Annotated in this window: 25 protein-coding genes; 6 read left to right on the top strand and 19 right to left on the bottom strand. The window is 68.6% G+C overall.

The genetic code is table 11. From position 1 onward, the window contains the following. Positions 1-16: 16 nt before the first annotated feature. Together ACN0TP_RS01885 and hpaH are read right to left on the bottom strand one after the other, a co-directional pair. Positions 17-838 (bottom strand): aldolase/citrate lyase family protein, encoded by an 822-nt coding sequence (locus ACN0TP_RS01885; RefSeq protein WP_417215886.1) that lies wholly within the window; start codon positions 836-838, stop codon positions 17-19. Further along, positions 823-1,608, bottom strand: a complete 786-nt coding sequence (gene hpaH, locus ACN0TP_RS01880) for a 2-oxo-hept-4-ene-1,7-dioate hydratase (RefSeq protein ID WP_417215884.1) — start codon at positions 1,606-1,608, stop codon at positions 823-825. Before hpaH ends, ACN0TP_RS01885 begins: the two co-directional genes overlap by 16 nt. 335 nt (positions 1,609-1,943) lie before the next feature. On the opposite strand from hpaH, the gene ACN0TP_RS01875 reads away from it, so the two are divergent. Continuing rightward, entirely contained in the window at positions 1,944-2,141 is a 198-nt protein-coding gene (locus ACN0TP_RS01875) for a CsbD family protein (RefSeq protein WP_417215883.1), read from the top strand. 143 nt (positions 2,142-2,284) lie between these two features. On the opposite strand, the gene ACN0TP_RS01870 is transcribed toward ACN0TP_RS01875, so the two are convergent. The 15 genes from ACN0TP_RS01870 to ACN0TP_RS01800 form a co-directional block, all read right to left on the bottom strand. Then, positions 2,285-2,908, bottom strand: a complete 624-nt coding sequence (locus ACN0TP_RS01870) for a CE1759 family FMN reductase (protein ID WP_417215881.1) — start codon at positions 2,906-2,908, stop codon at positions 2,285-2,287. A 78-nt stretch (positions 2,909-2,986) separates the two neighbouring features. Continuing rightward, entirely contained in the window at positions 2,987-3,280 is a 294-nt protein-coding gene (locus tag ACN0TP_RS01865; protein WP_417215878.1) for a hypothetical protein, read from the bottom strand. A gap of 111 nt (positions 3,281-3,391) precedes the next feature. Then, positions 3,392-4,660, bottom strand: coding sequence for an ABC transporter ATP-binding protein (locus tag ACN0TP_RS01860; protein WP_417215875.1), 1,269 nt, complete (start codon positions 4,658-4,660; stop codon positions 3,392-3,394). Between the two features lie 31 nt (positions 4,661-4,691). Continuing rightward, a complete protein-coding gene (locus ACN0TP_RS01855) occupies positions 4,692-5,534 on the bottom strand; it encodes a carbohydrate ABC transporter permease (RefSeq protein WP_417215872.1) in 843 nt (280 codons plus the stop codon). Beyond that, complete coding sequence (locus tag ACN0TP_RS01850; protein WP_417215869.1) at positions 5,534-6,490, bottom strand: carbohydrate ABC transporter permease; 957 nt, start codon at positions 6,488-6,490, stop codon at positions 5,534-5,536. Before ACN0TP_RS01850 ends, ACN0TP_RS01855 begins: the two co-directional genes overlap by 1 nt. Before the next feature lie 46 nt (positions 6,491-6,536). Further along, the gene (locus ACN0TP_RS01845) at positions 6,537-7,850 is read right to left on the bottom strand and encodes an extracellular solute-binding protein (protein ID WP_417215866.1); all 1,314 of its coding nucleotides are present in this window, start codon (positions 7,848-7,850) and stop codon (positions 6,537-6,539) included. A gap of 200 nt (positions 7,851-8,050) precedes the next feature. Further along, a complete protein-coding gene (locus ACN0TP_RS01840) occupies positions 8,051-8,335 on the bottom strand; it encodes a hypothetical protein (protein WP_417215863.1) in 285 nt (94 codons plus the stop codon). Continuing rightward, entirely contained in the window at positions 8,313-8,582 is a 270-nt protein-coding gene (locus ACN0TP_RS01835; RefSeq protein WP_417215860.1) for a hypothetical protein, read from the bottom strand. The genes ACN0TP_RS01840 and ACN0TP_RS01835 overlap by 23 nt, the downstream gene beginning before the upstream one ends. Positions 8,583-8,611: 29 nt before the next feature. Then, positions 8,612-8,866 carry a Rho termination factor gene (locus ACN0TP_RS01830; RefSeq protein WP_417215857.1) on the bottom strand — a complete coding sequence of 85 codons (255 nt, stop codon included), beginning with the start codon at positions 8,864-8,866 and terminating at the stop codon, positions 8,612-8,614. A gap of 95 nt (positions 8,867-8,961) precedes the next feature. Then, positions 8,962-10,593, bottom strand: a complete 1,632-nt coding sequence (locus ACN0TP_RS01825) for a molybdopterin-dependent oxidoreductase (protein WP_417215855.1) — start codon at positions 10,591-10,593, stop codon at positions 8,962-8,964. A 123-nt stretch (positions 10,594-10,716) separates the two neighbouring features. Beyond that, a complete protein-coding gene (locus ACN0TP_RS01820) occupies positions 10,717-11,154 on the bottom strand; it encodes a DUF4383 domain-containing protein (RefSeq protein WP_417215852.1) in 438 nt (145 codons plus the stop codon). A gap of 142 nt (positions 11,155-11,296) precedes the next feature. Beyond that, positions 11,297-12,106, bottom strand: coding sequence for an anti-sigma factor domain-containing protein (locus tag ACN0TP_RS01815; protein WP_417215849.1), 810 nt, complete (start codon positions 12,104-12,106; stop codon positions 11,297-11,299). After that, the gene (gene sigK, locus ACN0TP_RS01810) at positions 12,106-12,687 is read right to left on the bottom strand and encodes an ECF RNA polymerase sigma factor SigK (protein WP_417215846.1); all 582 of its coding nucleotides are present in this window, start codon (positions 12,685-12,687) and stop codon (positions 12,106-12,108) included. Before sigK ends, ACN0TP_RS01815 begins: the two co-directional genes overlap by 1 nt. A gap of 163 nt (positions 12,688-12,850) precedes the next feature. After that, positions 12,851-13,549 (bottom strand): fasciclin domain-containing protein, encoded by a 699-nt coding sequence (locus ACN0TP_RS01805; RefSeq protein WP_417215845.1) that lies wholly within the window; start codon positions 13,547-13,549, stop codon positions 12,851-12,853. Between the two features lie 358 nt (positions 13,550-13,907). Continuing rightward, entirely contained in the window at positions 13,908-16,439 is a 2,532-nt protein-coding gene (locus tag ACN0TP_RS01800) for a hypothetical protein (RefSeq protein WP_417215842.1), read from the bottom strand. A 113-nt stretch (positions 16,440-16,552) separates the two neighbouring features. On the opposite strand from ACN0TP_RS01800, the gene ACN0TP_RS01795 reads away from it, so the two are divergent. Then, a complete protein-coding gene (locus ACN0TP_RS01795; protein ID WP_417215840.1) occupies positions 16,553-18,973 on the top strand; it encodes a phosphoketolase in 2,421 nt (806 codons plus the stop codon). A gap of 48 nt (positions 18,974-19,021) precedes the next feature. On the opposite strand, the gene ACN0TP_RS01790 is transcribed toward ACN0TP_RS01795, so the two are convergent. Then, the gene (locus ACN0TP_RS01790) at positions 19,022-19,945 is read right to left on the bottom strand and encodes an SDR family oxidoreductase (RefSeq protein WP_417215838.1); all 924 of its coding nucleotides are present in this window, start codon (positions 19,943-19,945) and stop codon (positions 19,022-19,024) included. A gap of 90 nt (positions 19,946-20,035) precedes the next feature. After that, the gene (locus ACN0TP_RS01785; protein WP_417215836.1) at positions 20,036-22,453 is read right to left on the bottom strand and encodes an ATP-dependent DNA ligase; all 2,418 of its coding nucleotides are present in this window, start codon (positions 22,451-22,453) and stop codon (positions 20,036-20,038) included. Positions 22,454-22,570: 117 nt separating this feature from the next. Here ACN0TP_RS01785 and ACN0TP_RS01780 point away from each other — a divergent pair, with 117 nt between their 5' ends. From ACN0TP_RS01780 to ACN0TP_RS01765, 4 genes are all read left to right on the top strand, one after another. Then, positions 22,571-23,545: a Ku protein gene (locus ACN0TP_RS01780; protein WP_417215833.1), complete on the top strand. Its 975-nt coding sequence runs from the start codon at positions 22,571-22,573 to the stop codon at positions 23,543-23,545. A 66-nt stretch (positions 23,546-23,611) separates the two neighbouring features. Next, complete coding sequence (locus tag ACN0TP_RS01775; protein WP_417215830.1) at positions 23,612-24,667, top strand: acyl-CoA dehydrogenase; 1,056 nt, start codon at positions 23,612-23,614, stop codon at positions 24,665-24,667. Further along, positions 24,661-26,064, top strand: a complete 1,404-nt coding sequence (locus ACN0TP_RS01770; RefSeq protein ID WP_417215827.1) for a PIG-L family deacetylase — start codon at positions 24,661-24,663, stop codon at positions 26,062-26,064. The genes ACN0TP_RS01775 and ACN0TP_RS01770 overlap by 7 nt, the downstream gene beginning before the upstream one ends. After that, the gene (locus tag ACN0TP_RS01765) at positions 26,057-26,845 is read left to right on the top strand and encodes a glycosyltransferase (RefSeq protein WP_417215825.1); all 789 of its coding nucleotides are present in this window, start codon (positions 26,057-26,059) and stop codon (positions 26,843-26,845) included. Before ACN0TP_RS01770 ends, ACN0TP_RS01765 begins: the two co-directional genes overlap by 8 nt. Positions 26,846-26,937: the final 92 nt, after the last annotated feature.

Raw genomic sequence — 26,937 nt, 5'->3', positions numbered from 1 at the left:
CGCGGGCCGGCGGCGCTCAGTAGCTGGCCGGTGCCCCTCCGGGCTGGGCTTCGGCATCGGCCGGAACGAACGTCGCTGCCAGGGCCTCGGTCCCCCGGGCCAGCAGCGCCACGTCGGCGCCCACCCCCACGAAGTCGACCCCGGCGTCCATGTACCGCCGCGCCGTGGCTTCGCCGAAGGCGTTGACGCCGACGAATTTGCCGGCGGCCTTCACGGCGGCGATCGTCGATTCGACGCCGGCGACAACGTCCGGGTGCTCCTGCTGGCCGATGACACCCATCGAGGCCGCCAGGTCGGAGGGGCCGATGAAGATCCCGTCGACACCGTCGACCGCTGCGATGTCCGCCGCGTTGGCCACTGCTTCTGCCGATTCGACCTGGACGATGAGCGTGATCGTCTCCGAGGCGCGCTCCAGGTACCCGGGGATCCGGTTCCAGCGGGCCGACCGTGCCAGCGCCGAACCGACCCCGCGCACGCCCAGCGGCGGGTACCTCACGGCGGCCACCGCTGCCTCGGCATCGGCCACCGTGTGCACCATCGGCACGATGAGGCTCTGGGCCCCGATGTCCAGGTACTGCTTGATCAGCACTGTGTCGTTGACCGCCGGACGCACCACGGGCACCACCGGGTAGCCGCGCACAGCCTGCAGCTGGGCAAGCACCGATTCCGGGGAGTTCGGGGAGTGCTCGGCATCGATGAAGAGCCAGTCGAAACCGGCGCCGGCGCAGATCTCGGCGACCAACGGGGAGGCGGAGCAGACCCAGATGCCCGCCAGGGGGCGCTCTGCTGCGGAGAGTGCGTCGCGGAAGGACGGATCGGGGTTTACGCGAAATGGCATGTGATGGTTCCCAGTTCTCCATAGTCGGCAAAGACGGTGTCGCCTTCGTTGACCCACATGGGGCGGGTGAAGGACCCGGCGAGGATGATCTCCCCGGCCTTGAGCCCGTCGCCGTGCGGGGCGATCTTGTTGGCCAGCCAGTGCACGCCGGCGGCCGGGTGGTTCAGCACGCCGGCGGCGACGCCTGTCTCCTCGACCGTCTGGTTCTTGTACAGGATCGCCGAGACCCACCGCAGGTCCACGGCATCCGGGGCGATGGGGCGGCCGCCGATGACCATGGCACCCATGGCTGCGTTGTCGCTGATCGTATCCACGATCGTCCGGCCCTCCATCTCGATCCGCGAATCGAGGATCTCCAGGGCGGGGGTGACGTATTCGGTGGCACGGAGCACGTCGAAGATCGTCGCGCCGGGACCGGTGATGTCCTCCTTGAGCACGAAGGCCAGCTCGACCTCCACGCGCGGGTGGGTGTACTGCTTCCACTCGATGGTGGCGGCGTTCTCCAGCACCATGTCATCGAAGATGATGCCGTAGTCCGGTTCGGTGATCCCGGTGGCCATCTGCATGGCCCGGGACGTCAGGCCGATCTTGCGTCCGGCCAGCCGGCGCCCGTTGGCCTCGCTGCGCTCGCGCCACAACCCCTGGACCCGGTAGGAGTCCTCGATGGTCATCTCCGGATAGCGCGCCGTCAGGCGTTTCACCGGGGTGCGGGTCCGGCCGGCTTCCACCAGTTCGTCGGCGATGGAGGTGATGGTCTCGTCGTTGAGCATGTCCAGTTGGGCCTTCCTGTTCCTGGGGTTCGACGGTATTCAGGTCAACGTGGACCCGTCGCACCCCTCGTACCCACATCGTATACGATCCGTGGCGTGATGGGCATCACACTGTCCGGATTCCCCCGGCCTCCACGCTCCCTGCGGCGCGCCCACGGAGGGGCAGACATGGCCCCGACACCATGTTCGCGCGGAGCCGACCCGGCTGGACGGAGCTAGACGGATCGGCCCCACGCCATTAGCGTGGAAGACACCGTGCAGGTCGCCAACGGGCGCACCGGCACGACGGTTCCTCGGAACCGCCATCTGAGCAGTACCGATGAAAGGAATGCGCAATGGGACTCGGAGACAAGATCTCGAACAAGGCCGAAGAGCTGTCGGGCAAGGCCAAGGAGGCCTTCGGCAAGGCCACCGACAATGAGAGCCTCCAGGCCGAGGGTGCCGGCGACCAGGCCAGCGCGGGCGCGAAGCAGGCCGGCGAGCACGTCAAGGACGCCGCACAGGACGTCAAGGACGGCTTCGGCGGCAAGTAAAGGCACGACGACGAGGCTGGATTGGCTCGCGTGCCGCACCTCCCCCGAGGGGTGGTGGGCTCGTGGGCGCGCCTGGCTTTGATCGTTGAGTAGACGTGAGGGGCGGACCGGTTGGTCCGCCCCTCACGCATGTCCGGACCCGCTCAGGCGCCGGCTTGGACGTTGGCCAGCAGCTGCTCGAACGGCAGCGATTCCATCGGGTCGGGGCGCTGCGCCGACGCACGGACGCCACCGAGGGCACGGGCCAGTTCTGCCCCGGCCCGGGCAGCGCGATCGGCCAGCTGGCCACCGCCGGTGTCCCCGCCCCAATCCTCCGGAGCAGCGAACACCGCGGTGGGCATGGCCTGGGCGCGCAGGTAGCTGAAGATCGGGCGCATCACGTAGTCGATCACCATCGAGTGGCGCGCCGATCCCCCGGTGGCGGCCAGCACGACCGGCGTGCCGTCCAGGGCCGCCGGGTCGAGCACGTCGAGGAAGGACTTGAACAGTCCCGACACCGACGCGGTGAAGACCGGGCTGACGGCGATCAGGGCGTCGGCCCGCTCCACCTGGCCGATGATCTCGGCCAGCCGGGGCGGCGCGTAGCCGGCGACCATCGTGGTGGCGATGTCCACGGCGACGTCCCGCAGTTCGACGATCGAGACCCGGGCCTCGACGCCGTCGGCGGCCAGGGCCGCGACGGACGCCTGCCCCAGCTGTTCGCCGAGCATGCGCGATGTCGACGGTGTTCCCAGTCCTCCGGAGATGACGACGATTTCTGTGGCCATGATGGCTTCCTCCCACGTGTTTAAATGCGTTTGCATGTAAAACGGGGTGGTGGGCCGATCTATTCCCGGCACTGTCTGCTAGTCCGCCGGGTGATGCTCCCGGGAGCTGCCGGCTCCGGCTCCGGGCCGGGGAAGGATGGTCAGGCTCAATCGCTTCACGATGCCATAGGCGAGCATGTACAGCCCGACCAGGACGCCGAACCAGAGCGAACCCGAGGTGTCGGAATCGCCGAGCACCGCCGCATTGAGCAGCGCGCAGGCGACGAGGACCAGCAGTCCTCCCGTAGCCATCGCACCGCCTTGGATGCGTGAGTGGACCGACATGGCGCCCTGGGGGCGGCCGTCTGTGGGGATGGTGTTTCCGTAGCCCATGACCCTCTCCTTCGAAAGCCAATCCGGCCCCGGACGAGCCGAATGGGTACTTCCACCGTAGGCCGGACCCCCGCAGGATACAAGGGACCTAGGACCCGGCGGCACGCACCGTCAGGCGGTGCGCTCCCCCGCCGACTCGGCGTCCCGTCCGGCCCTGTCGATTTCCTCGGCCCGTTCCCGGTTGGCCTCTTCGGTCAGGGCGGCCCCGGCGGCCTCATCGCGGGTGAGGTTCTCCCCCGTCGCCGGGTCGAAGACGTGCAGGCGGCGGGTGTCCAGCCACAGCTCGGCGGCCCGGCCGCCGCGGATCCGGCTGGCGGCATCGAGGGTGACGACGACCTGCGGGCGCAGTTCGTCGGCATCCAGGTCCCGGGCCAACCCATCGAGCAGGTCCTTGACCTCGGGTGAGGGCTCGAAGTGGATGTAGCCGTACTGCTCGTTGCCCAGCCATTCGGTGTGGCTGAGTTCGGCGCTGAACACGGTGCCGTGCTCGAGCTTCGACTCCTCGACCAGGGCCGCGTCCTCGAAGTATTCGGGCCGGATCCCCAGCAGGACCACATCCTTGCCGGCCGCCTTCGCGGCCAGCGCCTCGGGCACTGCCATGTTCCCGATGGGGGTCTTGAGCGTGTTCCCCTCGGCGGTGGCCGGCAGGAAGTTCATCGACGGGCTGCCGATGAAGCCGGCGACGAAGAGGTTCACCGGCTGCTCATAGAGCTCGCGGGGCGAGGCGATCTGCTGCAGCACGCCCTTCTTGAGCACCGCCACCCGGTCACCCAGGGTCATGGCCTCGGTCTGGTCGTGGGTGACGTAGACACTGGTGGTGGCCAGCCGGCGCTGCATCTGGGAGATCTCAGCGCGCATCTGTCCGCGCAGCTTCGCGTCCAGGTTGGACAGCGGCTCGTCGAACAGGAACGCGTCGGCCTGGCGCACGATGGCCCGGCCCATGGCCACGCGTTGGCGCTGGCCTCCGGAGAGGTTGCCGGGTTTGCGGTCCAGGTGATCGGTCAGCTCCAGCGTCTTCGCTGCGGTGCGCACGCGCTCCTGGACGTCGTCCTCGCTGAACTTGCCCTTGGCCAGTCGCAGCGGGAAGGCGATGTTCTCGAACACCGTCAGGTGCGGGTACAGCGCATAGTTCTGGAAGACCATGGCCAGGTTCCGGTCGCGGGGGGCCTTGTCGTTGACCCGCTGGTCGTTGATGTACAGGTCGCCTTCGGTGATGTCCTCGAGCCCGACGATCATGCGCAGCAACGTGGACTTGCCGCAGCCCGAGGGCCCGACCAGGATCACGAATTCGCCATCGGCGATGTCGATGGACACGTCGTTCACGGCCGGGAACCCGTCGTCGTACTTCTTGACCAGGTTCTTCAGCGAAATCGATGCCATGGGATGTCCTCTGCTTTCTCGGGTCAGGGCCTCAGCCCTTGACGGCGCCCTGGGTCAGCCCGGAGACGATCTGGCGCTGGAAGCCCAGCACCAGGAGCACCACCGGGATGGTGACGATGATGGCGGCTGCGGAAATCGCGCCGGTGGGTGATTCGAACTGTGAGGCGCCGGTGAAGAACGCCAGGGCCGCCGGAACGGGCCGGGCCGCCTCGGTGGAGGTCAACGAGATGCCGTAGACGAAGTCGTTCCAGGCGATGAAGAACGCGATGATCGCCGTGGTGAACACCCCGGGCGCCGCCAATGGCACGATCGCCTTGCGGAACGCCTGCCAGGCGGTGGCCCCGTCCACCTGCGCCGCCTGCTCCAGCTCCCACGGGATCTGCCGGAAGAAGGCGGCCAGCGTCCAGATGGAGATCGGCAGCGTGAGCGAGAGGTACGGGATGATCAACCCCAGCCAGGTGTCGTAGAGCCCGATGGTGCGCCACACGTTGAACAACGGGGTGACGATGGAAATCACCGGGAAGATGGACACGGCCAGGGCCGTGGTCAGCACCAGCTTCTTGCCCGGGAAGTCCAGCCGGGCGATCGCGTAGGCGCACAGCGTGGCCAGCACGACGGCGACTGCCGTGGCGATGAGGGTGATGCCGATCGAGTTGCGCAGCGAGGTCAGGAACAGTTCCTGGGCGTCGCCGACGAGGATCTGCTCGTAGTTCACTCCCGACCAGGTCGTGGGCAGCAGCTTGCCGTTGGACAGGTCGCTGGGCTGCTTGAACGAGGTCGCCAGGATCGAGAAGACCGGGAACAGGGCGTAGACGGCGACGACGATGGTGATGATGATCCAGATGATCCGCGTCTTGGCGGTGGTCTTCTTCATCACTTGCCTCCTTGGGCGCCGGCGAGGTCGACCTTGAACAACTTGATCGCCACGAAGCAGATGAGCAGCACGCAGATGAACAGCAGCACGGACACCGCCGAGCCCAGTCCGATCTCCAACCGGCCGATCGAGGTCCGGTAGGCCAGCAGCGAGAGCACCTCGGTGCCGTAGGCGCCGTTGGTCATGATGAACACGTTGTCGAAGATCCTGAAGGCGTCCAGGGCCCGGAACAGCACGGCGACCATGATCGCCGCCTTCATGTTCGGCAGGATGACCCGTTGCATGCGCTGCCACCAGGTCGCCCCGTCGACCTCGGCGGCCTCGGTGAGCTCATCGGGGACCTGCGCCAGCCCGGCCAGCAGCAGCAGCGAGATGAACGGGGTGGTCTTCCAGATCTCCGAGGCCATGATCACGAACAGCGACGTCCACGTTCCGGCGAACCAGTTGGTGTCCGTGCCGATGCCGGGAACCCAGTCGAACCAGTGGTTGATGAACCCGGAGTTGATGTCGAAGGCGTAGAACCAGGCGAAGGCCGAGACCACGGTGATGATGCCGTAGGGCACCAGGATCGCGGTGCGCACGAACCCGCGCAGCGACTTCAGTGCCTTGTGCATCACCAGCGCCAACGCGAAGCCGAGGATGAGCTCGACCACCACGGTGATGACGGTGATCAGCGCGGTGACGCCCAGATCATGCCAGAACAGCGAGTCGGAGAGGATCACCCCGTAGTTCTTCAGCCCGATGAAGGCCTTGTCCCCCGGTGCGGTGAGCCGGAAGTTGAACAGCGAGTCCCAGACGGCCTGCAGGATCGGATACAACGTGACCAGCAGCATGACCACGAACGCGGGACCGGCCAGCCACCAGCCGAGTTTGCGTTCGGCGCGACGTCTCTCCGAGAGGACGACGCCGGTGTGGGCACGCCGCCGGCCGGTGCGGGTGTCTGCCGTGGTGCTCATGGCCGCCCCTCCCCGGGCCGGACCGGTTGGGCGTTGCTGATGCGCCTCATAGCAGCCTCTCCCCTCGCAGGACCTCGATGATGAAGTCGGTGGTCTTCTTCGGCGTCGTGGCCGGGTCCACGCCCGACGGCGGGGCCCAGTTCTGCTGGATGCCGGTGGAGACCTCGTTGTAGTACGGCGTCTGGGGCCGTGGGGCCGATTGCCGCAACGACTGGCGGATGGTGTCCGCCATCGGGAACTTCTCCTTGATGGAGGGGTCGTCATACGCGGTGGAATCCGAGGGAGGGTTGCCGTTGGTCACGAAGTACTCGACCTGGTTCTCCGGGCTGACGATGCATTCGATCGCATCGTAGGACAGGTCCACGTGCGTGCTGGCGGCCCCGACGCCGAGGTTGATCCCGCCCAGGGGTGGCCGGGATTCCGTGCCGGATTCCGTTTGCGGGTACAGCGCCCAGCCGATGTCCTCGATGAGCGACTTGTCCAGGCTGCCTGCCTCCACGCTTGCGTTGGTTGCTGGCCAGACGAAGGGCCAGTTGACCATGAACGAGCCCTTGTCGCCCTGGAACTGGAGCATCGATTCGTTTTCCGCCTGGGTCGGCAGACCCGGCCCGCCCAGCCCCTGCTTGCCGATGGTCGAGACGATCTGCGCCGCCTTGGTGCCGGCCTCGGATTCGAGTCCGAGGCGGATGTCATCGGCCGAGGCTTCGGGGTTCTGAACGATGTGGCCGCCGCCGGATTCCACCAGCGCGTTGACCCAGACCGTCATGGATTCGGCCAGGGCACCTTGGACTCCGAGGTATTTCTTCTCGTCCTTTGCCGCCGAGATCAGCTGGTCCCAGGTGACCGGCTTGGACATGTCCAGCCCTGCGGCCTTCGCCACCGATTTGCGGTACCAGAGGATCTGGGTGTTGGCCCAGAACGGCACAGTGACCAGGCTGCCCTTCCACCGGGCTCCGGCGAGCGCGCCGTCCAGGGTGTGTTGGGTCGTCTTCTCGGCGGTGTCCGCGGGAACGGGGGCCAGGAAGCCGGGCTCGGCCAGTTCCGGGATGAACGGCGGGTCCAGGCTCATGATGTCCATCGAGGTGTCGCTGGCTGCCAGGCGGCGGGCGAGTTGCTCGCGCTGTGCCGCGGCGTCGGAGGGCAGCAGCGTGGTCTCGATCCTGTACTTCCCATCGGCCGCTGCCGTGCACTTCTTGGCGATGGCGGCTTGGCCGCCATCATCGGGGTTGATGTACCAGGTCAGCACCGGTGTCGAGTCCGCCGGTCCGCAGCCGGAGAGCAACAGCGCCGACGCGGCGGCAGCCACCCCCGCCCACCGTGTACCGCGCGACAGCCGGCCGCGCCTTGAATGTCCTGGCATCAGCAAGAGCCTCCCCGTCAATGTCGGCGGTGCCCACACCCATCCGGTCCGGTGGGGCCTTGAAGCTGAGACTATGCCCTGAATGTGCTTTACGCCACAGGTGAATTCCGTCGCGCGTGTCGCGCGGCATGAGGCCGGGCGCCGCCCCGGGCACGACAGAGCCCGCTACCGCAGAAGGCGGTGGCGGGCCTGGGAGCCGGTCAGCCGGCGTCGTACCGTTCGTCGTCGTCGGGGCGGCGGTCCGGGTCCCGGGCATCGTTGCCGCTGCCGTCCGGGACGCCGCGCGGTTCGACCGTGCGGATGGTCTCGCCGGGCTCGCCGGGGACATCCACCAGTTCCCCCTCGGCACCCCCGACGGTCCGGTGCTCGGCGTCGTCGTTTCCGGGGCCATCCGCACCGAGGAACGACGGATCCGAAGAAGCCGTCTGGTCCTCGTCCGGGCCGTTCCCGGTCTGGGTCGGGTCATTCTTTTCGTCGTTGGACATTCGTGCCACCTTCCTCGGGGAAATCCAGTGCACCGGGGCCCCGCAGGCGCCGGTAGATGCCGTAGGCCACCATCACGAGACCGAGGATGACGCCCAGCCACACCGGACTGGCCATGGAGGCCCCATTCATGGCCTGGATCAGGATGTAGGCACCGAAAACGATGACGACGATGGCGCCGGACAGCGCCAGCTTCATCCCGGCCGGTTGCATGTTCCGCGGCCAGCGGGAACTCTTGTTGTCTGACACGGCCTCTCCCAACTCTCGCTGTGCGGACTTCAGGAATTTCGCAGGGACTTGATCAACTCGTCCTTGTTCTGGTCGGAATACCCCGACAAGCCGATCTCCTTGGCGCGGGATTTCAGTTCGTCGACCGTCCAGTCCTCGTAGCTACCGGACTCGCCCCCGCGTTCGCCGACCTCGTCGCGACCGTCACGGGCGGCGGCGTTGGCGATGCGTGCAGACTTCTGCTTCGAGTTGCCCTCGTCACGCAGTTCCTCGTAGAGATGCTCGTCTTTGATCCTGTCAGCCATCTGGTGCTCCTTTCGGCAGCTGGTCCCCCAAGCCTATGCACTGTCCGGCGAAGGTCAACGTCCAGCGTCCCGCCATGGCACCTCGCCGGCGCGGATCAGCCAACCGTGAACTGCAACCGCTGCAGCCCGCTGGACCCGTTGGGTGCCGGATTCGCGCGTTCGGCGGTCTGGACGGTTCCCTCGGCGTCAATGGCGCGGACCGTGGCGGAATGGGTCCCGGGCTGCGCATTCTTCCAGGCGTACGACCACTGGCGCCACGTGTCGACGGTGGCCTCGGCCGCCAAGTCGGCGGCCTGCCAGTCGCCGTCGTCGATCTTGACCTCCACGGCCTTGATGCCCGTGGTCTGGGCCCAGGCGGTGCCGCCCAGCATGACGGTTCCCGGGGCGACCGTCGCGAAGGGCCGCGGGACGTCGACGCGGGAGGAGAGCTTGATCGGCCCATGGTCGGACCATCCCCGGGTGGTCCAGTAGCCGGTCTTGTCGGCGAACCTCGTGACCTCCAGGTCCACGACCCACTTGGTGGCCGAGACGTAGCCGTAGAGGCCGGGGACGACCATGCGCACGGGGTAGCCGTGTTCGAGCGGGAGGGGTTCGCCGTTCATGCCGACCGCGAGCAAGGCGTTGCGCTCGTCGGTCAGCACCTCCAGGGGTGTGGAGGCGCTGAATCCGTCGATGCTGGTGGACAGGACCATGTCGGCACCGGCCTGTGGACGGGCGCGTTCGAGGACCTTACGCAGCGGGTAGCCGAGCCACTTGGCGTTGCCGACCAGATCCCCGCCGACCGGGTTGGAAACACAAGTCAGCGTCAGCCACGTTTCCTCGAGGTCCATGCCCAGCAGCTCGTCGAAGCCGATGGTGAATTCCTCGTCCACCATGCCGTGCACCCGCAGGCTCCAGCTGGCCGGGTCAACCCGCGGAACGGCCAACGCGGTGTCGATCCGGTAGAACTGGGAGTTCGGGGTGACGAAGGCCGGCATGCCCTTGACGTCGGACGCGACCCCCTGGGGCAGCGGCTTTGCCTGCTTGACCGGGCTCGGCAGCTTCAGGGCCTCACGGGTGGTCTCGGCGGTATTGCGGATGGCGGACAGCGCGCGCCCGCCGGCCAGCAAGGCGGCGGCACCGACGGCGCCGACGAGTGATCCGAGGAGGAAACCACGCCGGGACGAGGGTGCCACGGTCCGGCCGGTGGCCACCGGACCGCCGGTCACCGTGGCGTCGCCGGTCACCGTGGCGGTGGCGGTCGCGGTGGCAGCGAGATGTGCGAGGTACCGCAGGGCGAGGATCCCGGCAATCGTGCCGACAACTGTCGGGACGATGTCCAGGACGCCGGAGGCCGGCCGCGAGAGCACGCTGGCCGACATGCCCACGCCCAGGAGGACGATGACACCGCTCGCCGCTGCCGGACGCGTCCGGGCCAACAGCCCGGTCCCCGCAGCGACGAGCGCCGCGACGATTCCCATGGACACGAAGAGCGCCAGCTTGTCGTTGGTGCCGAACAGACCGATGGCGAAGTCCTTGAGCCACGCCGGGGTGATGTCGATGAAGGTCTGGCCCAGCGCGACCAGCGGCGAGGAGGTCGTGGAGAAGAAGGCCGCGACGAGTTCGGCGACCCCGAAGAGCAGGGCAGCGGACACCAGCCCGGCGAGGGCAAAACGCCACCACCGCAGCTGCTGCCGGATGCGGCCCGGCCGCGTCGTGCGTTCGCGGGGCGTGCTGTGCGTTTCCATGGTTGACCTTCCTCGGTCTCCGGTGGCCCCGTCCGCGCCGCGGCGTGGGCCTGCTTCTATGATCGCCCGTGCGGGCCGTGCCGCCGACTTCTCGACGGCACGACCCGATCCCCGGCTGTGGGGTCAGGCCTTCTTGCGGCCCAGGATGCTGCCGAGGGCGACCATCGCGGCACCCAGGACGAGGTGGAGCCAGTTGTCGGCGTCGTTCAGCGGCACGAAGTTCGCCGGCGAGCCGTGGCCGACCAGCAGGCCGTAGATCCACAGCACCAGGTAGATGATGCCGCCGATGACCAGGTACCGCTTGGCCGACAGCGGTCCGCGGGCGAAGGTGAGTCCGGCGACGCCGAACAGCAGGTGGACGATGTTGTGCAGGATCGACACCTGGAACAGGCCCAGCAGCATGGCCCCCGAATGGTGGCCCGCGAAGGTCAGTTCACCGACGTTGGTGGTGATGCCCGGGACGAAGCCGAGCACGCCGACCAGCAGGAAGGCAGCGCCCACCACGAGGGCGGCCAGCTGGACATGGGTGCGGCGGGTTGTGGTGGCGTGTGTGGAAACCATGGTCGTACTCCTTGGGTGCGCCGCCCCGGATGAGCCCCGGGGCGTATGACACCTGTACTTCGGAGCCGGAGGTACCACGGATTGGACCCGGCGACGATTTCTTGCCGGTGGCACCCGGATGCCGGCGGGCCGTCCCGCAGGACTACAGTTTCTGCAGCATGATCGGATCGGAGGTGGGCTGCTTCGAGCCCTGCGCCGGTTCGACGGTGATGCCCAGATGCGTGGCCGAGGCCACCGAGCCCTCGAACAGCGTCGTTCCCGTGCCGTCCAGCATGCCCATGGGCGTGGCACCCTGGTCGCCGATGAGCCAGAGCTCGTACCCCTTGTCGGAGGGCAGGGCGGGCAGGTCGTGCGCCGTCAAGGCGGCCAGGCCGGCCGATGCCGAATACGCGATCGTCACCGCGGCGCCGTCGTCCATCTGCTGGGTCGCGGTTTTCATGTCGGACGCAGCGGTGAGCTGTTGCAGCTGCTGCTGGTGGGCACCCAGGGCGGCCACATGTTGTTCGAGCTGTTCCTGCTGGTGGTTCTGGTTGACGACGACACCGGTCAGGCCACCGGCGGCCAGCAGGAAGGTCGCGGCGGCAGCGGCCAGGAACTTGGTCGAGCGCGGCATCCGCCCGGCACGGTCGGCGCGGCGTGCACGCTCCCGGCCCAGGTCGAGGACACCGGCGGCCGGGGCCAAGGGGGCGGCAACGTCTGGGGTGCCCGACGGATTGTCGGCCGGCAGCTGGGGGGTCTGCCGGATGGCCGCCATGATGTTGGCCTTCACGTGCGCCGGAGGGGCCACCGGGGTGGTCTGCCCGGCCAGCAGGGCCGCGGTCTCGCTGAGCGAGCGGACCTCGTGGAGCGCGTCCTCGGAGCCGACGACGGCGGATTCGAATTCCTCGCGCTCTGCAGGGTCCAGGGCGTTGAGCGCGTAGGCACCAGTGAGCAGGTGCAGTTGCCGGTCCATCACGCCACTCCTAACTGGTCTCTGAGTCTGATCATGCCATCGCGTATCCGTGTCTTGACGGTCCCCACGGGGACCTCGAGGAGTTTGGCGACCTCCTGGTGGGTGTAACCGCCGTAGTAGGCGAGTTCGATGGCCTTGCGCTGGGCGTCGGAGAGGTTCTTCAACGCCGACTGCACCCGTTCTCCCTCGAGGTGGGCCTCGACGGTGTCCTGGACGTCGTCGTAGCTTTCCTCGAATTCCATGGCGCCCTGCCGCAGGTCCCGGTCCCGGCTGCTTTGGCTGGCCCGGACCCGGTCCACGGCCCGGCGGTGGGCCATGACCATGATCCAGGAGACGGCCCGTCCTCGGTCCGCGTCGTACCGGGCGGCCTGCTGCCAGACCTCCACGAAGACCTCCTGGAGGACCTCCTCGCACTGGGACTCATCGCGCAGTACCCGGCGGATGAGTCCGAAGACCCGCGCCGAGACGTCGTCGTACAAGGCCTCGAAGGCGGTTTCGTCGCCGCCGGCAATGCGTTGGATGAGTTCCTCGTGGTTGGTGGGTGCGGGTTCCTCCGCAGTCCGGGCCCAAGGCATTCTCATGGGATCAAGTCTTACATGCCTTGCGTCCTGTCGAAAACACGATGCGACCTCCTGCGATGGCCTTCCGTGGTCCGGTGGTGCGTTGCGGGGCCCCGGGGGGTGGAAGACGACGGGCTCCGGCGGTGGGAACCGCCGGAGCCCGATGTCCATCGTTGATCCAGCGCTACTTCTTGGCCGGCGGCATCAGCACCGAGTCGATGAGGTAGACGGTGGCGTTGGCGGTCTTCACGCCGCCGCAGATGACGGAGGCGTCGTTGACCTTCAGGTCGTCTCCGCTGCCGGTGACCTTGAGGGTGTCGCCTTCGACGGTCTTGTGGGTTCCGGCGATCTTATCGGGGGCGATCTGGCCGGGGACCACGTGGTAGGTCAGGACCTTGGTGAGCATGTCGGAATCCTCGACCACGGCGTTGAGGTCCTTCTTCGGGATGGCGGCGAACGCGTCGTCGACCGGGGCGAAGACGGTGAACTCGTCGCCGTTGAGGGTGTCGACCAGGTCGACGTCGGGGTTCAGCTCGCCCGAGACGGCCTTCGTTAGGGTCTTGAGCATCGGGTTGTTCGAGGCGGCGACGGCCACCGGATCCTGGGCCATGCCGGCCACCGAGCCCTTGCCGTCCGGGACGGCCTTGGCGTAGGCCTCGCAGCCGGGGCCGACCAGGTTGGCGGCCGGGTCCATGTCAGAGGACATCGACGAGGACGAGCCCGACGAGGACTCCGACATGGGTGCGGACGAGGAGGACTCCATCGACATCGACGAGGACTCGCCCGAACCGGAATCGCTGCCCTCGGCGCAGGCACTCAGGCTCAGGGAGCCGATGGCGAGCAGGCCGAACAGTGCTGCGTACTTGCGGTTCATGGTCTTCATGACACTTCTCCTTGCTGGAGCGGCTGATGCCGCCGTGCGTCCCGTTCCCCCTGACGGGGTGGGCTGTCATGGAGTCATTCGGAGCCGGCGGGCCGGCGGATTGGACGGATCGAAAAGTATTTTCGCCGCGGTGCCGCCAATACACCATGGCGACCCTCCTTGTCCAGCCACGGGCATGGGGAGAACTCCCCATCGCGGGCCACCGGTGGTTACCCTAGGGTAGAACCCATCGGCATCGGAGCTGTTTTCCCCCCAAGATTGCTCCGATGCCGAGACCTCTTCCGCGTGGGGAGGCGGCCCGTGAACCGGACCGCCTCCCCACGTTTTTTAATCCCCGGGCTTTAATCCCCCGGGCAGCTCACCCCTCCAGTCGGGCGCGCAGATCGGAGAAGGCCCTGGCATAGGCCGTGGACTCCAGATAGTGGCCGTGGGTGGCGGGGACGAACTGGTACGCGTGCTCACGATACGTCGCCGCGGCCCGGTCCATCGTGGTTCCCGCGGGGGCATATCGCGCGGGAAACCCCAGCGGATCCGTCACCCGGTACAGATTCAGCCACCGTTGCCCCAAGATGCTGCCCAGTGAACCGGGGAGCCCTACGACGGGGCCCGGTCCGTCGGCATCCCCACCCCACGACAGTTCCAGTTCCCCGGCCACCGTGGGCGGGAAGGGGTCGTGCGCGGTCGGCGAGGGCGGTCCTGCCGGGACGATCGTGAGCACGTCGGGTCCGCAGACTGCAGGAAAGAACCGGGAGAAGTAGCGGCGCAGCTGGCACCCGTAGCTCACCAGCCCCACCCGCTCCCGCTCCGCCGCCCCCAGCCCCCGTGAGCCCAGCTGGAACAGGGCGGCCACGGCGAGGACGATGCCCATCGAATGCGCCGAGAGGACCAATTGGCGTGTGCCGGTTCCGGGGGCGGCCGGTTCCGCGGACCCCGGCTCGTGGCGTTGCTCCGGGTCGCCGGCGGCAAACCAGTCCACGATCCGATCGGCCAGCTCGGGGACCACGCGTTCGGCGTAGCAGGAGGGCCCGAACGGGTGGGCCTGCGTGGGCAAAAAGCACATCAGATCCCACAACAGCCCCAGCGGGCGGGCGTCGGAGCGACGCGAGAGCAGGTACAGGAGCACGACGGCGGCCATCGAGGCCCACAGCCCGGCATCGCCGAGCCCGCGCAGCACCGGCCACACCGCCTCGGCCCCCGGGGCCCCGTCCCGCGGGGCCAGCAGCAGCGCGCACCAGCCCACGCAGATCCCCACGAACACCGCCCAGCCGAGCCAGCCGATGAAGATCTCCATGCGCCGCAACAGCGCGGCCCGCCGTCGGGCCCGGTGGACTGCTTCGGCGGCATGGGTGGTCATCGGGCCCGTCGTCCAGTTCCCGGCCTGGCGCACCAGCTCCGCACGGATGCCAGCCACCTCCGCGGCCCGCAGTCCGCGGCCACGCCACTGAATTCCGGCTTGGCGCACACCCAGCCAGCCCGCGGCCACCACCAGCAACACCAGGAATCCTGCACCCTGCATCACGTAGACCCGCGGAGGCTTCGGGCCGCCCAGCACCCAGCCGGCACCGAGGACGACGGCGAAGGAGAGCACCAGGGCGAACCCGGCTGCGAGGGAGCCCAGCACGAACGGGCCCCTGCCGTTCCACCCCAGCGTGTCGCGTCCGGTCCGGGGTTCCCCGGGTGCCTCGTTGCCCGGCAGGTGACGGGCGATGGCCGAAGCCTGGAAGAGCAGCACCAGCAGGGTCCCCGCGATGGCCAGCACGATCACCGTGGCCGCCAACGCCCCGGCACGGCCACCCCGCCCCGCCTGCGGATCCACCCATCCCAAGACCATGACCGCGGCCAACACCACCGCCCCGGCCACCAGGTAGGCGACGTGGCGTCGGGGCCGGTCCCCCGAGACCTGGGCCTGGGGGTGGATGATCCAGACGGCCCCGCCGACGGTGAGCAGCACGGCCACGCAGGTGCCCGCCATCCAGCCAAGTCCCCCGGCTCCGTCACCGGGGCCACCGAAACCACCGACGCCATCCACATGGTCGAAGGCCAGGATCGCCGCCAACCAGGACAAGGCAGCACCGCAGTGGATCCGCCGCAGCCGCCCCATGCCGGAGCCCACCAGCCAGATGTCGCGTTGGGCCAGCAGCGGCGCGCCCTCGGTCACGGCGTCCCCGGAGTCCGGGGGGACGCGTCCGGGACGGGAGGGGCCGGTGAGATAGCGGGTGCGCCCGAGCATCGGCAAAAGGACCACGACGGCGAGGGCCAGCAGCGGCAGGACCATCAACAGGGAGTCCCGGGCGCCGGTGCCCCACCCGGCCAGCGGGGCCAGGAAGGTCTTCACCGCGGGGCAGCTGGTGCCCGCGCCCGCTGCACCGAAGCATTGCCGGGCCATCATGTCCAGGGCGACGGTGGCCGCCGTCGTGATGAAGAGCAGGCTCAGCAGCAGCCCGTACATCCTCAGGGTCCCCGCACCGCGACCGGTACTGATGGTGTGGGCGATCCAGCGGTGCTGCCCATCTGTGGTGTTCCCGGGCCCAGGTGCCCTCCCCGATCCGATCTGCGTCCGGGACCAGTACGCCGTATTGGCCAGGCCGAAGGGGGCCAGCGCGAACCACAGGGCCTTGACGAGTGCGTCGCCGATCCGCCCCAGGCCCGGCAACCCGGTGAACCGGGCCAGCCGACCCCAGGCATAGGCTTCCACCCTCCGGTCCTCGGGGGCGGTGCGTGGCAGCGGGGTCCGGTAGGTGGAGAATCCGGCCAACTGGTCGCCCCGGGTGGCCACCACCCGATCGGGAGTGGTCTCCAGCATCTCGTAGGCCGGGGTGTTCAGGACCCCGTGGATGCGCAGTTCCAGCAGTTCGGCTCCGCCCGTGGCGGCCTCGTCCCCGATTCCCATCCCAACCCCTTCCGGCATTCATCGCTGGTGCCAGTGAACCACGCCGGAGGGTCGGGTGGGCGCCGGACCGCGCTCGGCTGACAGGCCGTCGACGATGGCCGTAGAGTGCGGACATGGACGCAAACACACCACAGCATTCCACCGTGGACGGCCCCGTCGTGGACGAGGCCGGGGTGCGGGACCTCGAGGCCTGGTGGCGCGCGGCCAACTACCTCTCCGCGGGCCAGATCTACCTGCGCGACAACCCGTTGTTGCGCCGTGACCTGGAACCCTCGGACATCAAGACCCGCCTGCTGGGCCACTGGGGCACCACCCCAGGGCTGAACTTCATCTACGCGCACCTGAACCGGGCCATCATCTCCGGCGGCCAGCAGGTGCTCTTCGTCACCGGCCCCGGCCACGGAGGCCCGGCCAACGTGGCCAACACCTACCTGGAGGGCACCTACACCGGGATCTACCCGGAGATCACCCGCGACGAGGAGGGCCTGCGCAAGCTCTTCCACCAGTTCTCCTACCCTGGCGGCATCCCCAGCCACGCCGCACCGGAAACCCCCGGATCCATCAACGAGGGCGGCGAACTCGGCTATTCGCTGGCCCACGCGTTCGGCACGGTGTTCGACAACCCCGATCTGGTCAGCGCCTGCGTCATCGGCGACGGCGAGGCGGAGACCGGCCCGCTGAACGGGGCCTGGCACTCGGTGGCGTTCCTGGACCCAGTGCACGACGGCGCCGTGCTGCCCATCCTGCACCTGAACGGCTACAAGATCGCCAACCCCACGGTCCTGGCCCGGATGCCCGAGGAACGGCTGCGCAAGTACTTCGAGGGGCTGGGCTATGCCCCCCGGTTCGTCACCGTGGCCGACCCCGCCGACCATGAGCGGGCGCACCTTGGCTTCGCGGCGGCACTTGATGCGGCGCTACAGGACATCACCTCCATCCAACACCGGGCCCGCACCGCTGCCACAACGGACGGGGGCCGCGACGCCGCATCCGGGCAACCGGCCTGGCCGATGATCGTCTTCCGCTCCCCGAAAGGCTGGACCGGCCCCGACATGGTCGACGGGGACCAGGTCGAGGGGACCTGGCGGGCCCACCAGGTCCCCCTTCCCCACGTCCGCGAGGATCCCGGCCATCTGGCGCAGCTGCAGGACTGGCTGCGGTCCTACGGGCCCGACGAGCTCTTCGACGCCGACGGCGCGCCCCGCCCCGACACCGTGCGGCTCACCCCACCGCCCGCCCTGCGGATGGGCGCCGCCCCGGCATCCAACGGCGGGACGGTGCTCAGCGAACTCGTGATCCCCGACATCGCCGACCACGCACTGGCGGTCCCGGAGCCGGGCACCGAACGCGCCGGTGCGATGACCGTCCTCGGCGGGTGGATCCGCGATCTCATCACCGCCAACCCGCACACCTTCCGCCTCTTTGGCCCGGACGAGACGGCCTCCAACCGGCTCTCTGCCGTCTACGAGGCCACCGAAAAGGTCTGGCAGTCCCGCCTGGAAGACACCGACGAGCACCTGGCCCGCGCCGGACGGGTCATGGAGGTGCTCAGCGAACACCTCTGCCAGGGCTGGCTGGAGGGGTACCTGCTCTCGGGCCGGCATGGGATCTTCACCTGCTACGAGGCGTTCGTGCACATCGTGGACTCCATGTTCAACCAGCACGCCAAATGGCTCGAATCCCACCGCAAACTCGCCTGGCGTGCCCCCGTGGCCAGCCTGAACTACCTGCTCTCCTCCCATGTCTGGCAGCAGGACCACAACGGGTTCTCCCATCAGGACCCGGGGTTCATCGACGTCGTGGTCAACAAGAAGCCCGAAGTGGTGCGCGTCTACCTGCCGGTGGATGCCAATACCCTGCTGGTGACCATGGACCATGTGATGCGCACCCGCGACTATGTCAACGTCGTCGTCGCCGGGAAGGCGCCGGCCCTGCAGTGGCTGGGCCTGGACGAGGCGGTCGAGCACTGCGCCGCGGGCATCGGCACGTGGGGTTTTGCCGGCTCCGGGGACGAGGCCGCCGCCGAACCCGATGTGGTGCTCGGCTGTGCCGGGGATGTCCCCACCGCCGAGGCCGTCGCCGCCGCCGACCTGTTGCGCCGGGACGCGCCGGGGCTGCGCATCCGGGTGGTCAACGTGATCGACCTGATGCGTTTGCAGGACGACGGCGAACACCCCCACGGACTGCCCGACGCCGAATTCGATGCCTTCTTCACACGGGACAAGCCGGTCATCTTCGCCTACCACGGCTACCCGTGGCTGATCCACCGGCTCACCTACCGCCGGGCCAACCACCACAACATCCACGTGCGGGGCTATGTCGAGGAGGGCACGACGACGACCGGGTTCGACATGGCGATGCTCAACCGCATCGACAGGTTCCACCTGGCCCTGGACGTGCTGGACCGGGTCCCCGGGATGGACGAACGCTACCCGGGGCTGCGCCAACGCTACGAGCAGGCGCTGGTCGACGCACGGGGCCACACGAGGATGTACGGCGAAGACGCACCGGAGATCACCGGCTGGACGCTCTGACCCGCCGGCACGGCGGGGTTCGGAACCCGCCGTGCACCCGTGCGGGGGTTACGGGGTGGACTTGCCGCCGTTGACGTTCAGGGTCTCCCCCACGACGTAGCTCGACTCCGCCGAGGCGAGGAACACATAGGCCGGGGCCAACTCCACCGGCTGCCCGGCACGACCCAGCGGGACGTTGTGGCCGAACTCCGGCAGCGCCTCCTTGGGCTGGCCGTCCGAGACCTGCAACGGCGTCCAGATCGGCCCCGGAGCCACGGCATTCACACGGATCCCGCGCGGCGCCAGCTGCGTGGCCAGGCCCTTGGTGAACGCGTTGATGGCCGCCTTGGTGGAGGCGTAGTCCAGCAGCTGGGGTGAGGGCTCGTACGCCTGCACGGAGGTGGTGTTGATGATGCTGGCCCCATCGGGGAGGTGTTTGAGCGCCGCACGGCACAGCGAGAACATCGCCTGGATGTTGACCTGGAAGGTCTGCGCCACCTGTTCGTCGTCGAGGTCCTCGAGCTGCTCGACGGCGATCTGCTTGCCGGCGTTGTTCACCAGGATGTCCAGGCCGCCCAGCCCCTCGGCCGCCCGGTCCACCAGCGTGTTGCGGTAGTCCGCCTCGAGCAGGTCCCCCGCCAGGCCCACGCCGACACGCCCCTCGGCCTCGATGACGGAGATGACGTGCCGGGCGTCCTCCTCCTCGGCCGGAAGATAGGCGATGGCGACGTCGGCACCTTCGCGGGCGAAGGCGATGGCCACTGCCGCTCCGATGCCCGAATCGCCACCGGTCACCAGCGCCTTGCGCCCCGTGAGCCGGCCCGTGCCCACGTAGGTATCCTCACCGTGGTCGGCCTTCGGCTCCAGCTGGGCGTCGAGTCCGGGTTCGGGCTGGTCCTGTTTCGGCGGCGAGATCTTCGGGTACCGCGTCACCGGGTTGTCCAGCCGCAGCTGGGCCTGGGCATCTTGCGGGTTTGATGGGCGCTGTTCCATGCCGGTGGCCTCCGATGTTCCTCGATGGTGCTTCCTGCGACCACGCTAGGCGACACGGTGGGGCCGGGCAACGATTCGTGCAGCCCCACCTCACTCCCAGCGGACCTGCCCGGGGGTCTTGTCGGGCCGCCAACCGCGCCAGACGGGGTGGCGCAACCGGCCCTCACCGGTGAGCTCGCTGAACCTGACTTCGCCCACCAGCTGCGGCGAGACCCAGGTGGCATCCCGTCGATCAGCTGCCGGCACGTCGTCGGCCGGCGGCGTCTTGCGGGTGATGCGCCCCAACCGGGTGCGTGCCGCCTCCAGCTCCGCTGCGGAGAAGCCGGTGCCCACCCGCCCAACATAGTGCAGGGCACCGCCGTCGTTCACTGCCACCAGCAGCGAGCCGATGCTGCCGCTGCGCGATCCGGCCCCGGCCCGCCAACCGATGACGACCACCTCTTGGTGTTTCTCGTGCTTGATCTTGATCCACCCGTGGCTGCGTTTGCCGGGTAGGTAGCGGCCATCGGTCCGCTTGGCGACGAGTCCTTCCAGGCGCAGTTCGCTGCTGGTGTCGATGGCGTCCTGCAGGGTGCCGGTGTGGGCGATGGGGAGGTGGATGTGTTCGCCCTCGGTGACCGCGTCGAACAGGGCGGTGCGGCGTTCGGAGTACGGCGAACGCATCAGGTGCCGGATGCCGTCCCCGGTGGCTGCACCCGGGAGACGGAGCGCGTCGAAGGCCATGAAATGCACCGGGATCTTGCCGGCCAGCGCCTCGACGTCGCGCTTCTTGCCGGGACTCATCCGCTGCTGGAGGCGAGAGAAATCGGGCCGGCCGGAGGAGTCCAGGGCCACGATCTCACCGTCGAGCAGCGCACCGTCGCCGACCAGGCCTGCCAGTTCCTGCAGTTCGGGGTAGCTGGCCGTCATGTCCTTGCCGTTGCGGCTATGAAGCGTCACGGCACCGTCGGCGACGGCGGCGAGGGCCCGTACGCCGTCCCATTTCATCTCAAAGGCCCATTGCTCGTCCTCCGCCAGGTCTGCGGGCGAACCCTTCGTGGCGAGCATCGGGGCCGGAAGCCCGGCGGCGTCGGGGGCGTCCGCCAGGGGGCCGTCCGGAGGGCCGTCCGGGGCGGGTTGGTCCTCCATCAGGTGGATGAGCCAGTTCTTCTCCGCGCCCATGCCCGGGGCGTTGACCAGCGCGTAGCGGCGCGGGACCCCGCCGAGGCCGCCGTCGGGGCGCCCGTGCAGCACGGCGATGACCTCCTTGGACTCCCGCCATTTCTCGAGTTCACACGTTCCGTGGTCCCAGAGCGTGACCTTCCCGGCCCCGTATTGCCCCTTGGGGATGGTCCCCTCGAACGATCCGTAGTCCAGCGGGTGGTCCTCCGTCATGACAGCCAGCCGGTTCTGCCCGGTGTCCAGTGGTGGGCCCTTGGGCACGGCCCAGGAAACGAGCACCCCGGAGTGCTCCAGCCGGAAGTCCCAGTGCAGGCTCGAGGCGCGGTGTTCCTGGATGACGAAGGTTGGTGCGCCGTCCCGCCGCCGTGCCGGCTCGGCGGGCACGGGTTCGGGCGTCTGGGACGCATCGCGCATGGAGCGGAATTTCCCGAGCCGGTCCTCGGCGGTGGCGCCGGACCAGCCTTGGTCGGCCAGGGGGTCGATACCGTCCGCGACGCGTTCGAGCACCTCCGTGTAATCGAGCTGGCGCAGCTTCGGGTCCTCGATTTCCTTCCAGGTGCGCGGGGCGGCGACCAAGGGGCGGGACCTCCCGCGCAGCGAGTAGGGGCAGATGGTGGTCTTGGCCGCGCTGTTCTGGCTCCAGTCGACCAACACCTTGCCCGATCGCCGGGACTTCTTCATGTCCGAGACCACCAGATCCGGGTGGTCCGCCTCCAGCGAGCGGGCCAGTTCGTGGGCCACCTCCGAAACCTGGTCGGAGGTGTAGCTGCCATCGAGGGGCGCATACAGGTGGATGCCCTTGGATCCCGAGGTCACGGGCACGCTGTCCATGCCCATCCCCTTGAGCAGTGCACGGCACAGCAACGCGGTCTCGGCGCATTCCGGCAGGCCGGCTCCCTCCCCCGGGTCCAGATCCAACACCAGCCGGTCGGGGTTGGCCGCAGTGCCCTCGGGGGTGAACCGCCATTGCGGGACGTGCAGTTCCAACGCGGCCAACTGCCCGAACCAGGCCAGCACGGCCGGCTCGTTGGCCAACGGGTAGGTGTTGGCGTGGTCACGGTGCTCCAGTTCCCTGCGCGGAATCCAGTCCGGAGCCGAATCCTCCAGGTCCTTGCGGAAGAAGACCTGGCCGGGTTTTTCCTGCGTGCCGACACCATTGACCCAGCGTTTGCGGGTCACCGGACGCCAGATCGCCTGCGGGATGAGCACGGGCGCCACCTCGGCCAGGTAGCGCAGGACGTCGGCTTTGGTAGTGCCGGTCTCCGGATAGAGCACCTTGTCGAGATTGCTGATCTTCAACTGACGACCGGAAATCCCGACCGTTTGCTCATTCGTCCGTGGTGACAAGGCCTTTCCTTCCGTCACGTTCCACTGTGCCGCGAAATGCCGGTCTTGGCGATGGCGGGCGCCCGAGACGCGCCGCGAATGCTGGCGCCACGGTGGAACCGATGTTTCACTGGGCACATGAGGGCAATCTGGACGGGCGCTGTCGCCTTCGGCCTGGTCAACGTGCCGGTCAAGGCCTACGGTGCCATCGAGGACCACGACGTCGACCTGCATCAGGTGCACGACGCTGATGGCGGGCGGATCCGCTACCAGCGCCGGTGCGAGGTGTGTGGGAAGAAGATCGACTACGAGCACATCGACAAGGCCCATGAAGACGGCGATCGCACCGTGGTGCTCACGGACGAGGACATGGAGGCGCTGCCCGCGGAGAAGAGCCGCGAGATCGAAGTCGTCCAGTTCGTCCCGCACGACCAGATCGATCCACTGATGCTCGAACGCAGCTACTACCTCGAGCCGGATTCGAAGTCGCCGAAGGCCTACAAGCTCTTGCGCCAGACCTTGGAGGACACCGAACGGATCGCGATCGTGAGGTTCGCATTACGCCAGAAGACGCGCCTCGGGCTGCTGCGTGTGCGGGGCAAGGTCCTGGTGTTGCAGTCGATGCTCTGGGCCGATGAGGTGCGGGAAGTCGACTTCCCGGCCACCCAGTCGGCCACGAAGATCAGCGACAAGGAACTGAAGATGTCAGCGGCCTTGGTGGAGCAGTTCAGCAACGACTTCACCCCCGGGGACTTCGAGGACGAGTACCAGCTCGAGCTGCGCACCCTCATCGACGAGAAGATCAAGCAGGGCGACTCGCTGGACACGGACGCCACCTTCGGGGACCAGGAGGCCGCCCGCGACGATGCGGGGTCCGGGTCCGGGGACGTCATCGACCTGATGGAGGCGCTGAAGCGCAGCGTCGAGAAGAAACGATCCGGCGGCGCCGGCAACACATCGAAGTCCGAGACGAAATCCGGCGGCAAGAAATCCAGCGGCAAGAAATCCAGCGGGAAGAAACCCGCTGGAAAGAAGGCAGCGCCCGCCAGCGCGGCGAAGGACAAGAAGGCGCAGTCGACCGGCAAGAAGGACGCGTCGAAAAAAGGTGCCTAGGTCTTGCCGCCGACGAGGCCCGATCGAAAGCCGCACCCCGTGATCGACGAGCCCAGGGAGGCAACTATGGAAACACCCACCGTGCTCTTGAGCACCGCGGCCCCGATACCGGCCGCTGGCGGGGCCACCGCGGCCTGGCTGCACGCCGCGGCACGCTGCGCGGGAGACCCCTCGCCAATGCTCGCGGCACTGCGGAACACCCCCGGGCCACCGCCCGTTCCCGGCACCGGTGCAACCTTGTCGCTGTGGGAGCTGCTGGCCTCTGTCGCCGCCCTGGACCTGACGGCAGCGCGCACCCTGGAACCCCATCTGGACGCTGCCGCCATCCTCGACCAAGCCGGCATCGCCTGGGTTCCCGGCACCACGTGGGGTGTCTTCGCCGCCGAGGGCCCCGGCCTGAAACTGGAGGCCGGCGCCGAGGACGACGACGGCACCTGGCGATTACGCGGCGACAAGCCCTGGTGCTCCCTCGCCGGAAGCCTGGACCATGCGCTCATCACGGCAGCCGTACCCGGCGGACGCCGCGCCTTCACCGTTGATCTGCGCCAATCCGGCGTCGTGCCGGCGCCCTCGACGTGGGCCAGCCACGGCCTGGCCAACGTCCCCAGCGGGCCGATCCGGCTCGACGACGTTGCCGCCCGGCCAGTGGGCGGCACCGATTGGTACCTGCGACGCGACGGGTTCGCCTGGGGCGGGCTGGCCGTCGCCGCCTGCTGGTTCGGCGGGGCCGTCGGGCTGTACCGCACCCTGATCCAGTCGGCCACGCGCCGTGAGCCGGACCAATTGGCCCTGGCCTGGCTGGGCGAGGCCGATCGGCTTCTGGCCTCGGGGGCCGCTTTGCTGGCCGATGCAGCCCACCAGGTGGACGCCGGCCGTGTCGGGTGGGGTGTTGCCCACCGCGTTCGTGGCCACATCGCCAGCCTGTGCGGGCGCATGCTCTCCCTCACCGGCCAGTCCCTGGGCCCGGGACCGCTGACCTTCGATGCGGACCATGCACGCCGCGTTGCCGACCTGACCGTCTACGTGCGCCAACACCACGCAGCCCGCGATGATGCCTCCTTGGGCCGCCTCCTGCTCGAGGATTCGACAGCCGGGCAGGGCACTGGAGTCCGCCCATGGTGACCTTCAGCCATGACGACGCCGGCACCCCGGAAAGCACATGGGCCGACGCCGGAATCGGGCAGCTACCGGGGCTGGCAGCGGGAGTCGTCCCCGGTGACGGGGAACGCCTCATCGTGCTGGCCGCGCATCCCGACGACGAGTCCCTGGGCGCAGCCGGACTCATCCACAGCGCGCTCCACAGCGGGGCCACCGTGGAGGTCGTGATCTGCAGCGCCGGAGAGGCCTCGCATCCGCGCTCCCCCACGTACACGCCCACCCAGCTGGCCGCGTTGCGTCGCGGCGAACTAGATACGGCGCTGGGCAGGCTGCGGGAGGGGGCCCCGGATCCCCGACGGCTGAGCTGGTGCCACCTCGGCCTACCCGATGGGGACCTGGCCGCGAACGCCGGTGCCCTCGACGAGGCACTCGCCGCCGTCGTGGACGGGCCCGCCGACGGACCGTCGGCCCGGCCGTCCACCGGCCGGACCGTGATCGCCGCCCCCTACCGCCTCGACGCGCATGCGGACCACGACGCCGTCGGCTCCGCCGCGGCACGGCTTGCAACCCGGAAGCAGCTGGGATTGCTGGAGTTTCCGATCTGGTACTGGCACTGGGGAACACCGGAACGCACCGAATGGCGGGAGTGGCAAACACTGCGGCTGGATGCATCGGCCCGCGAGGCCAAGCGGGCGGCGCTGGGAGCACACCGCTCGCAAATCCTGCCACTCTCCTCTGCTCCCGGGGACGAAGTGCTCCTCAGCGGTGCATTCCAACGACATTTCCTGCGCCCCACCGAGACCTTCCGCTGGACCGCGCCGGCGCCGCGGGATTCCACGTCGGCGGCGCGGATCTTCGATGACCTGTACCGCCGCCGGCCCGATCCGTGGGACTACCTCGGAAGTGCCTACGAACACCGCAAGCGGGCCGTGACCCTGGCGTCCCTGCCCCGGCCACGTTATGACTTCGCCATCGAGGCGGGCTGTTCGATCGGGGTGCTCACCTCCGCTTTGGCAGAACGCTGCTCGCACGTCCTCGGGATCGATGCCAGCCAAGTGGCAATTGACGCGGCCAGCGACCGCGTCCGGCTGGCCGAGAACGTCGGACTGCTCCGCGCCGATCTTCCCGCCGGATGGCCACAGCAGGACCCGGGCACCGTCGACCTGGTGGTCCTCTCTGAAATCGGTTACTTCCTCAGCCGGGACGAGTGCAGGACGCTGCTCGACGTGGTGTCCAGAACGCTGTGCCCGGGGGGAGATCTGCTCTTGTGCCACTGGTTGCACCCCATCGATGGCTGGGAGCTCGACGGCAGTCAAGTACACGACATCGCCCGATCCCTCGGGTGGAAGCGGATGGTCGAGCACCGCGAAGAAGATTTCCTGCTCGAAGTCCTCCGCGCCCCGGGAGGTAGCGGTGGCTAGAACCGTGCCACGGATCGGACAGATCACCGTGATCGTTCCGGTACGCGATGAAGAGGAACTGCTCGGCGCAGCCCTGGACCATCTCCGCGCAGCCATGGACCACGTGGAAACCGACGGGCGGCGAAAGGCGCGGCTGGTCGTCGTCCTCGATGCCTGCACCGACAGCTCCGCGCGCATCGCCGAGGCCTTGGCCGGGGTGGATCCCCGGGTCCGGGTCATCCACACTGCGGTCCGCGCAGTGGGTGCCGCCCGCGATCTGGGGGTGCGCACCGCACTGGCGGCCCTTCCAGCGATGTCCCTGCGCCGGCACTGGATCGCCAACACGGATGCGGACACCCGGGTCCCGCCCGACTGGCTCCAGGTTTTCGCCGACGCCGCAGACGCCGGTGCCGACGCCCTGGTCGGCACTGTCGAGCCCGATGCCGGCGACCTCGGACGGCAACGCTTTCTGGCCTGGCAGTCGTTGTATGTCCGTCAGGACGGCCACCCGCACATCCACGGCGCCAATCTGGGCGTACGCGCTTCGACCTACTGCGAGGTCGGTGGATTCCCGCAGGTGCCCGGCGACGAGGACGTGCGCTTGGTCCATGCCCTTCGCGCCCATGGCGCGAATGTACGGTCCAGTGCCCAGCTCCACGTCATCACGTCGGGCAGGCTCCACGGACGAGTCGGCCACGGTTTCGCCGATTTCCTGGCCGGTCTTGCCGTCGACGACGGTGCTCCGGAGGCAAGGGTGCCGGCATCGACATCATTCGAGGACGCCGGCGACCACGCTCCCTAACGGCAGCCGGGTTATCGACCGGAACCAACCGGGCGCCCCCGCCCCGTTGCGGGCAGAGGCGCCTTCAGCGTGGGTTTCAGGCGTCAGGCAGG

Source organism: Arthrobacter sp. (assembly GCF_048266065.1).
GTDB lineage: Bacteria > Actinomycetota > Actinomycetes > Actinomycetales > Micrococcaceae > Arthrobacter_H.
This window is presented reverse-complemented; position numbering and strand designations above follow the sequence as displayed.

Bases quoted from the DNA above. Each gene is read 5' to 3' on its own strand.
- ACN0TP_RS01885 (WP_417215886.1), bottom strand. From the start codon at position 838: ATGCCATTTCGCGTAAACCCCGATCCGTCCTTCCGCGACGCACTCTCC.
- hpaH (WP_417215884.1), bottom strand. From the start codon at position 1,608: ATGCTCAACGACGAGACCATCACCTCCATCGCCGACGAACTGGTGGAA.
- ACN0TP_RS01875 (WP_417215883.1), top strand. From the start codon at position 1,944: ATGGGACTCGGAGACAAGATCTCGAACAAGGCCGAAGAGCTGTCGGGC.
- ACN0TP_RS01870 (WP_417215881.1), bottom strand. From the start codon at position 2,908: ATGGCCACAGAAATCGTCGTCATCTCCGGAGGACTGGGAACACCGTCG.
- ACN0TP_RS01865 (WP_417215878.1), bottom strand. From the start codon at position 3,280: ATGGGCTACGGAAACACCATCCCCACAGACGGCCGCCCCCAGGGCGCC.
- ACN0TP_RS01860 (WP_417215875.1), bottom strand. From the start codon at position 4,660: ATGGCATCGATTTCGCTGAAGAACCTGGTCAAGAAGTACGACGACGGG.
- ACN0TP_RS01855 (WP_417215872.1), bottom strand. From the start codon at position 5,534: ATGAAGAAGACCACCGCCAAGACGCGGATCATCTGGATCATCATCACC.
- ACN0TP_RS01850 (WP_417215869.1), bottom strand. From the start codon at position 6,490: ATGAGCACCACGGCAGACACCCGCACCGGCCGGCGGCGTGCCCACACC.
- ACN0TP_RS01845 (WP_417215866.1), bottom strand. From the start codon at position 7,850: ATGCCAGGACATTCAAGGCGCGGCCGGCTGTCGCGCGGTACACGGTGG.
- ACN0TP_RS01840 (WP_417215863.1), bottom strand. From the start codon at position 8,335: ATGTCCAACGACGAAAAGAATGACCCGACCCAGACCGGGAACGGCCCG.
- ACN0TP_RS01830 (WP_417215857.1), bottom strand. From the start codon at position 8,866: ATGGCTGACAGGATCAAAGACGAGCATCTCTACGAGGAACTGCGTGAC.
- ACN0TP_RS01825 (WP_417215855.1), bottom strand. From the start codon at position 10,593: ATGGAAACGCACAGCACGCCCCGCGAACGCACGACGCGGCCGGGCCGC.
- ACN0TP_RS01820 (WP_417215852.1), bottom strand. From the start codon at position 11,154: ATGGTTTCCACACACGCCACCACAACCCGCCGCACCCATGTCCAGCTG.
- ACN0TP_RS01815 (WP_417215849.1), bottom strand. From the start codon at position 12,106: ATGGACCGGCAACTGCACCTGCTCACTGGTGCCTACGCGCTCAACGCC.
- sigK (WP_417215846.1), bottom strand. From the start codon at position 12,687: ATGAGAATGCCTTGGGCCCGGACTGCGGAGGAACCCGCACCCACCAAC.
- ACN0TP_RS01805 (WP_417215845.1), bottom strand. From the start codon at position 13,549: ATGAAGACCATGAACCGCAAGTACGCAGCACTGTTCGGCCTGCTCGCC.
- ACN0TP_RS01800 (WP_417215842.1), bottom strand. From the start codon at position 16,439: ATGGGAATCGGGGACGAGGCCGCCACGGGCGGAGCCGAACTGCTGGAA.
- ACN0TP_RS01795 (WP_417215840.1), top strand. From the start codon at position 16,553: ATGGACGCAAACACACCACAGCATTCCACCGTGGACGGCCCCGTCGTG.
- ACN0TP_RS01790 (WP_417215838.1), bottom strand. From the start codon at position 19,945: ATGGAACAGCGCCCATCAAACCCGCAAGATGCCCAGGCCCAGCTGCGG.
- ACN0TP_RS01780 (WP_417215833.1), top strand. From the start codon at position 22,571: ATGAGGGCAATCTGGACGGGCGCTGTCGCCTTCGGCCTGGTCAACGTG.
- ACN0TP_RS01775 (WP_417215830.1), top strand. From the start codon at position 23,612: ATGGAAACACCCACCGTGCTCTTGAGCACCGCGGCCCCGATACCGGCC.
- ACN0TP_RS01770 (WP_417215827.1), top strand. From the start codon at position 24,661: ATGGTGACCTTCAGCCATGACGACGCCGGCACCCCGGAAAGCACATGG.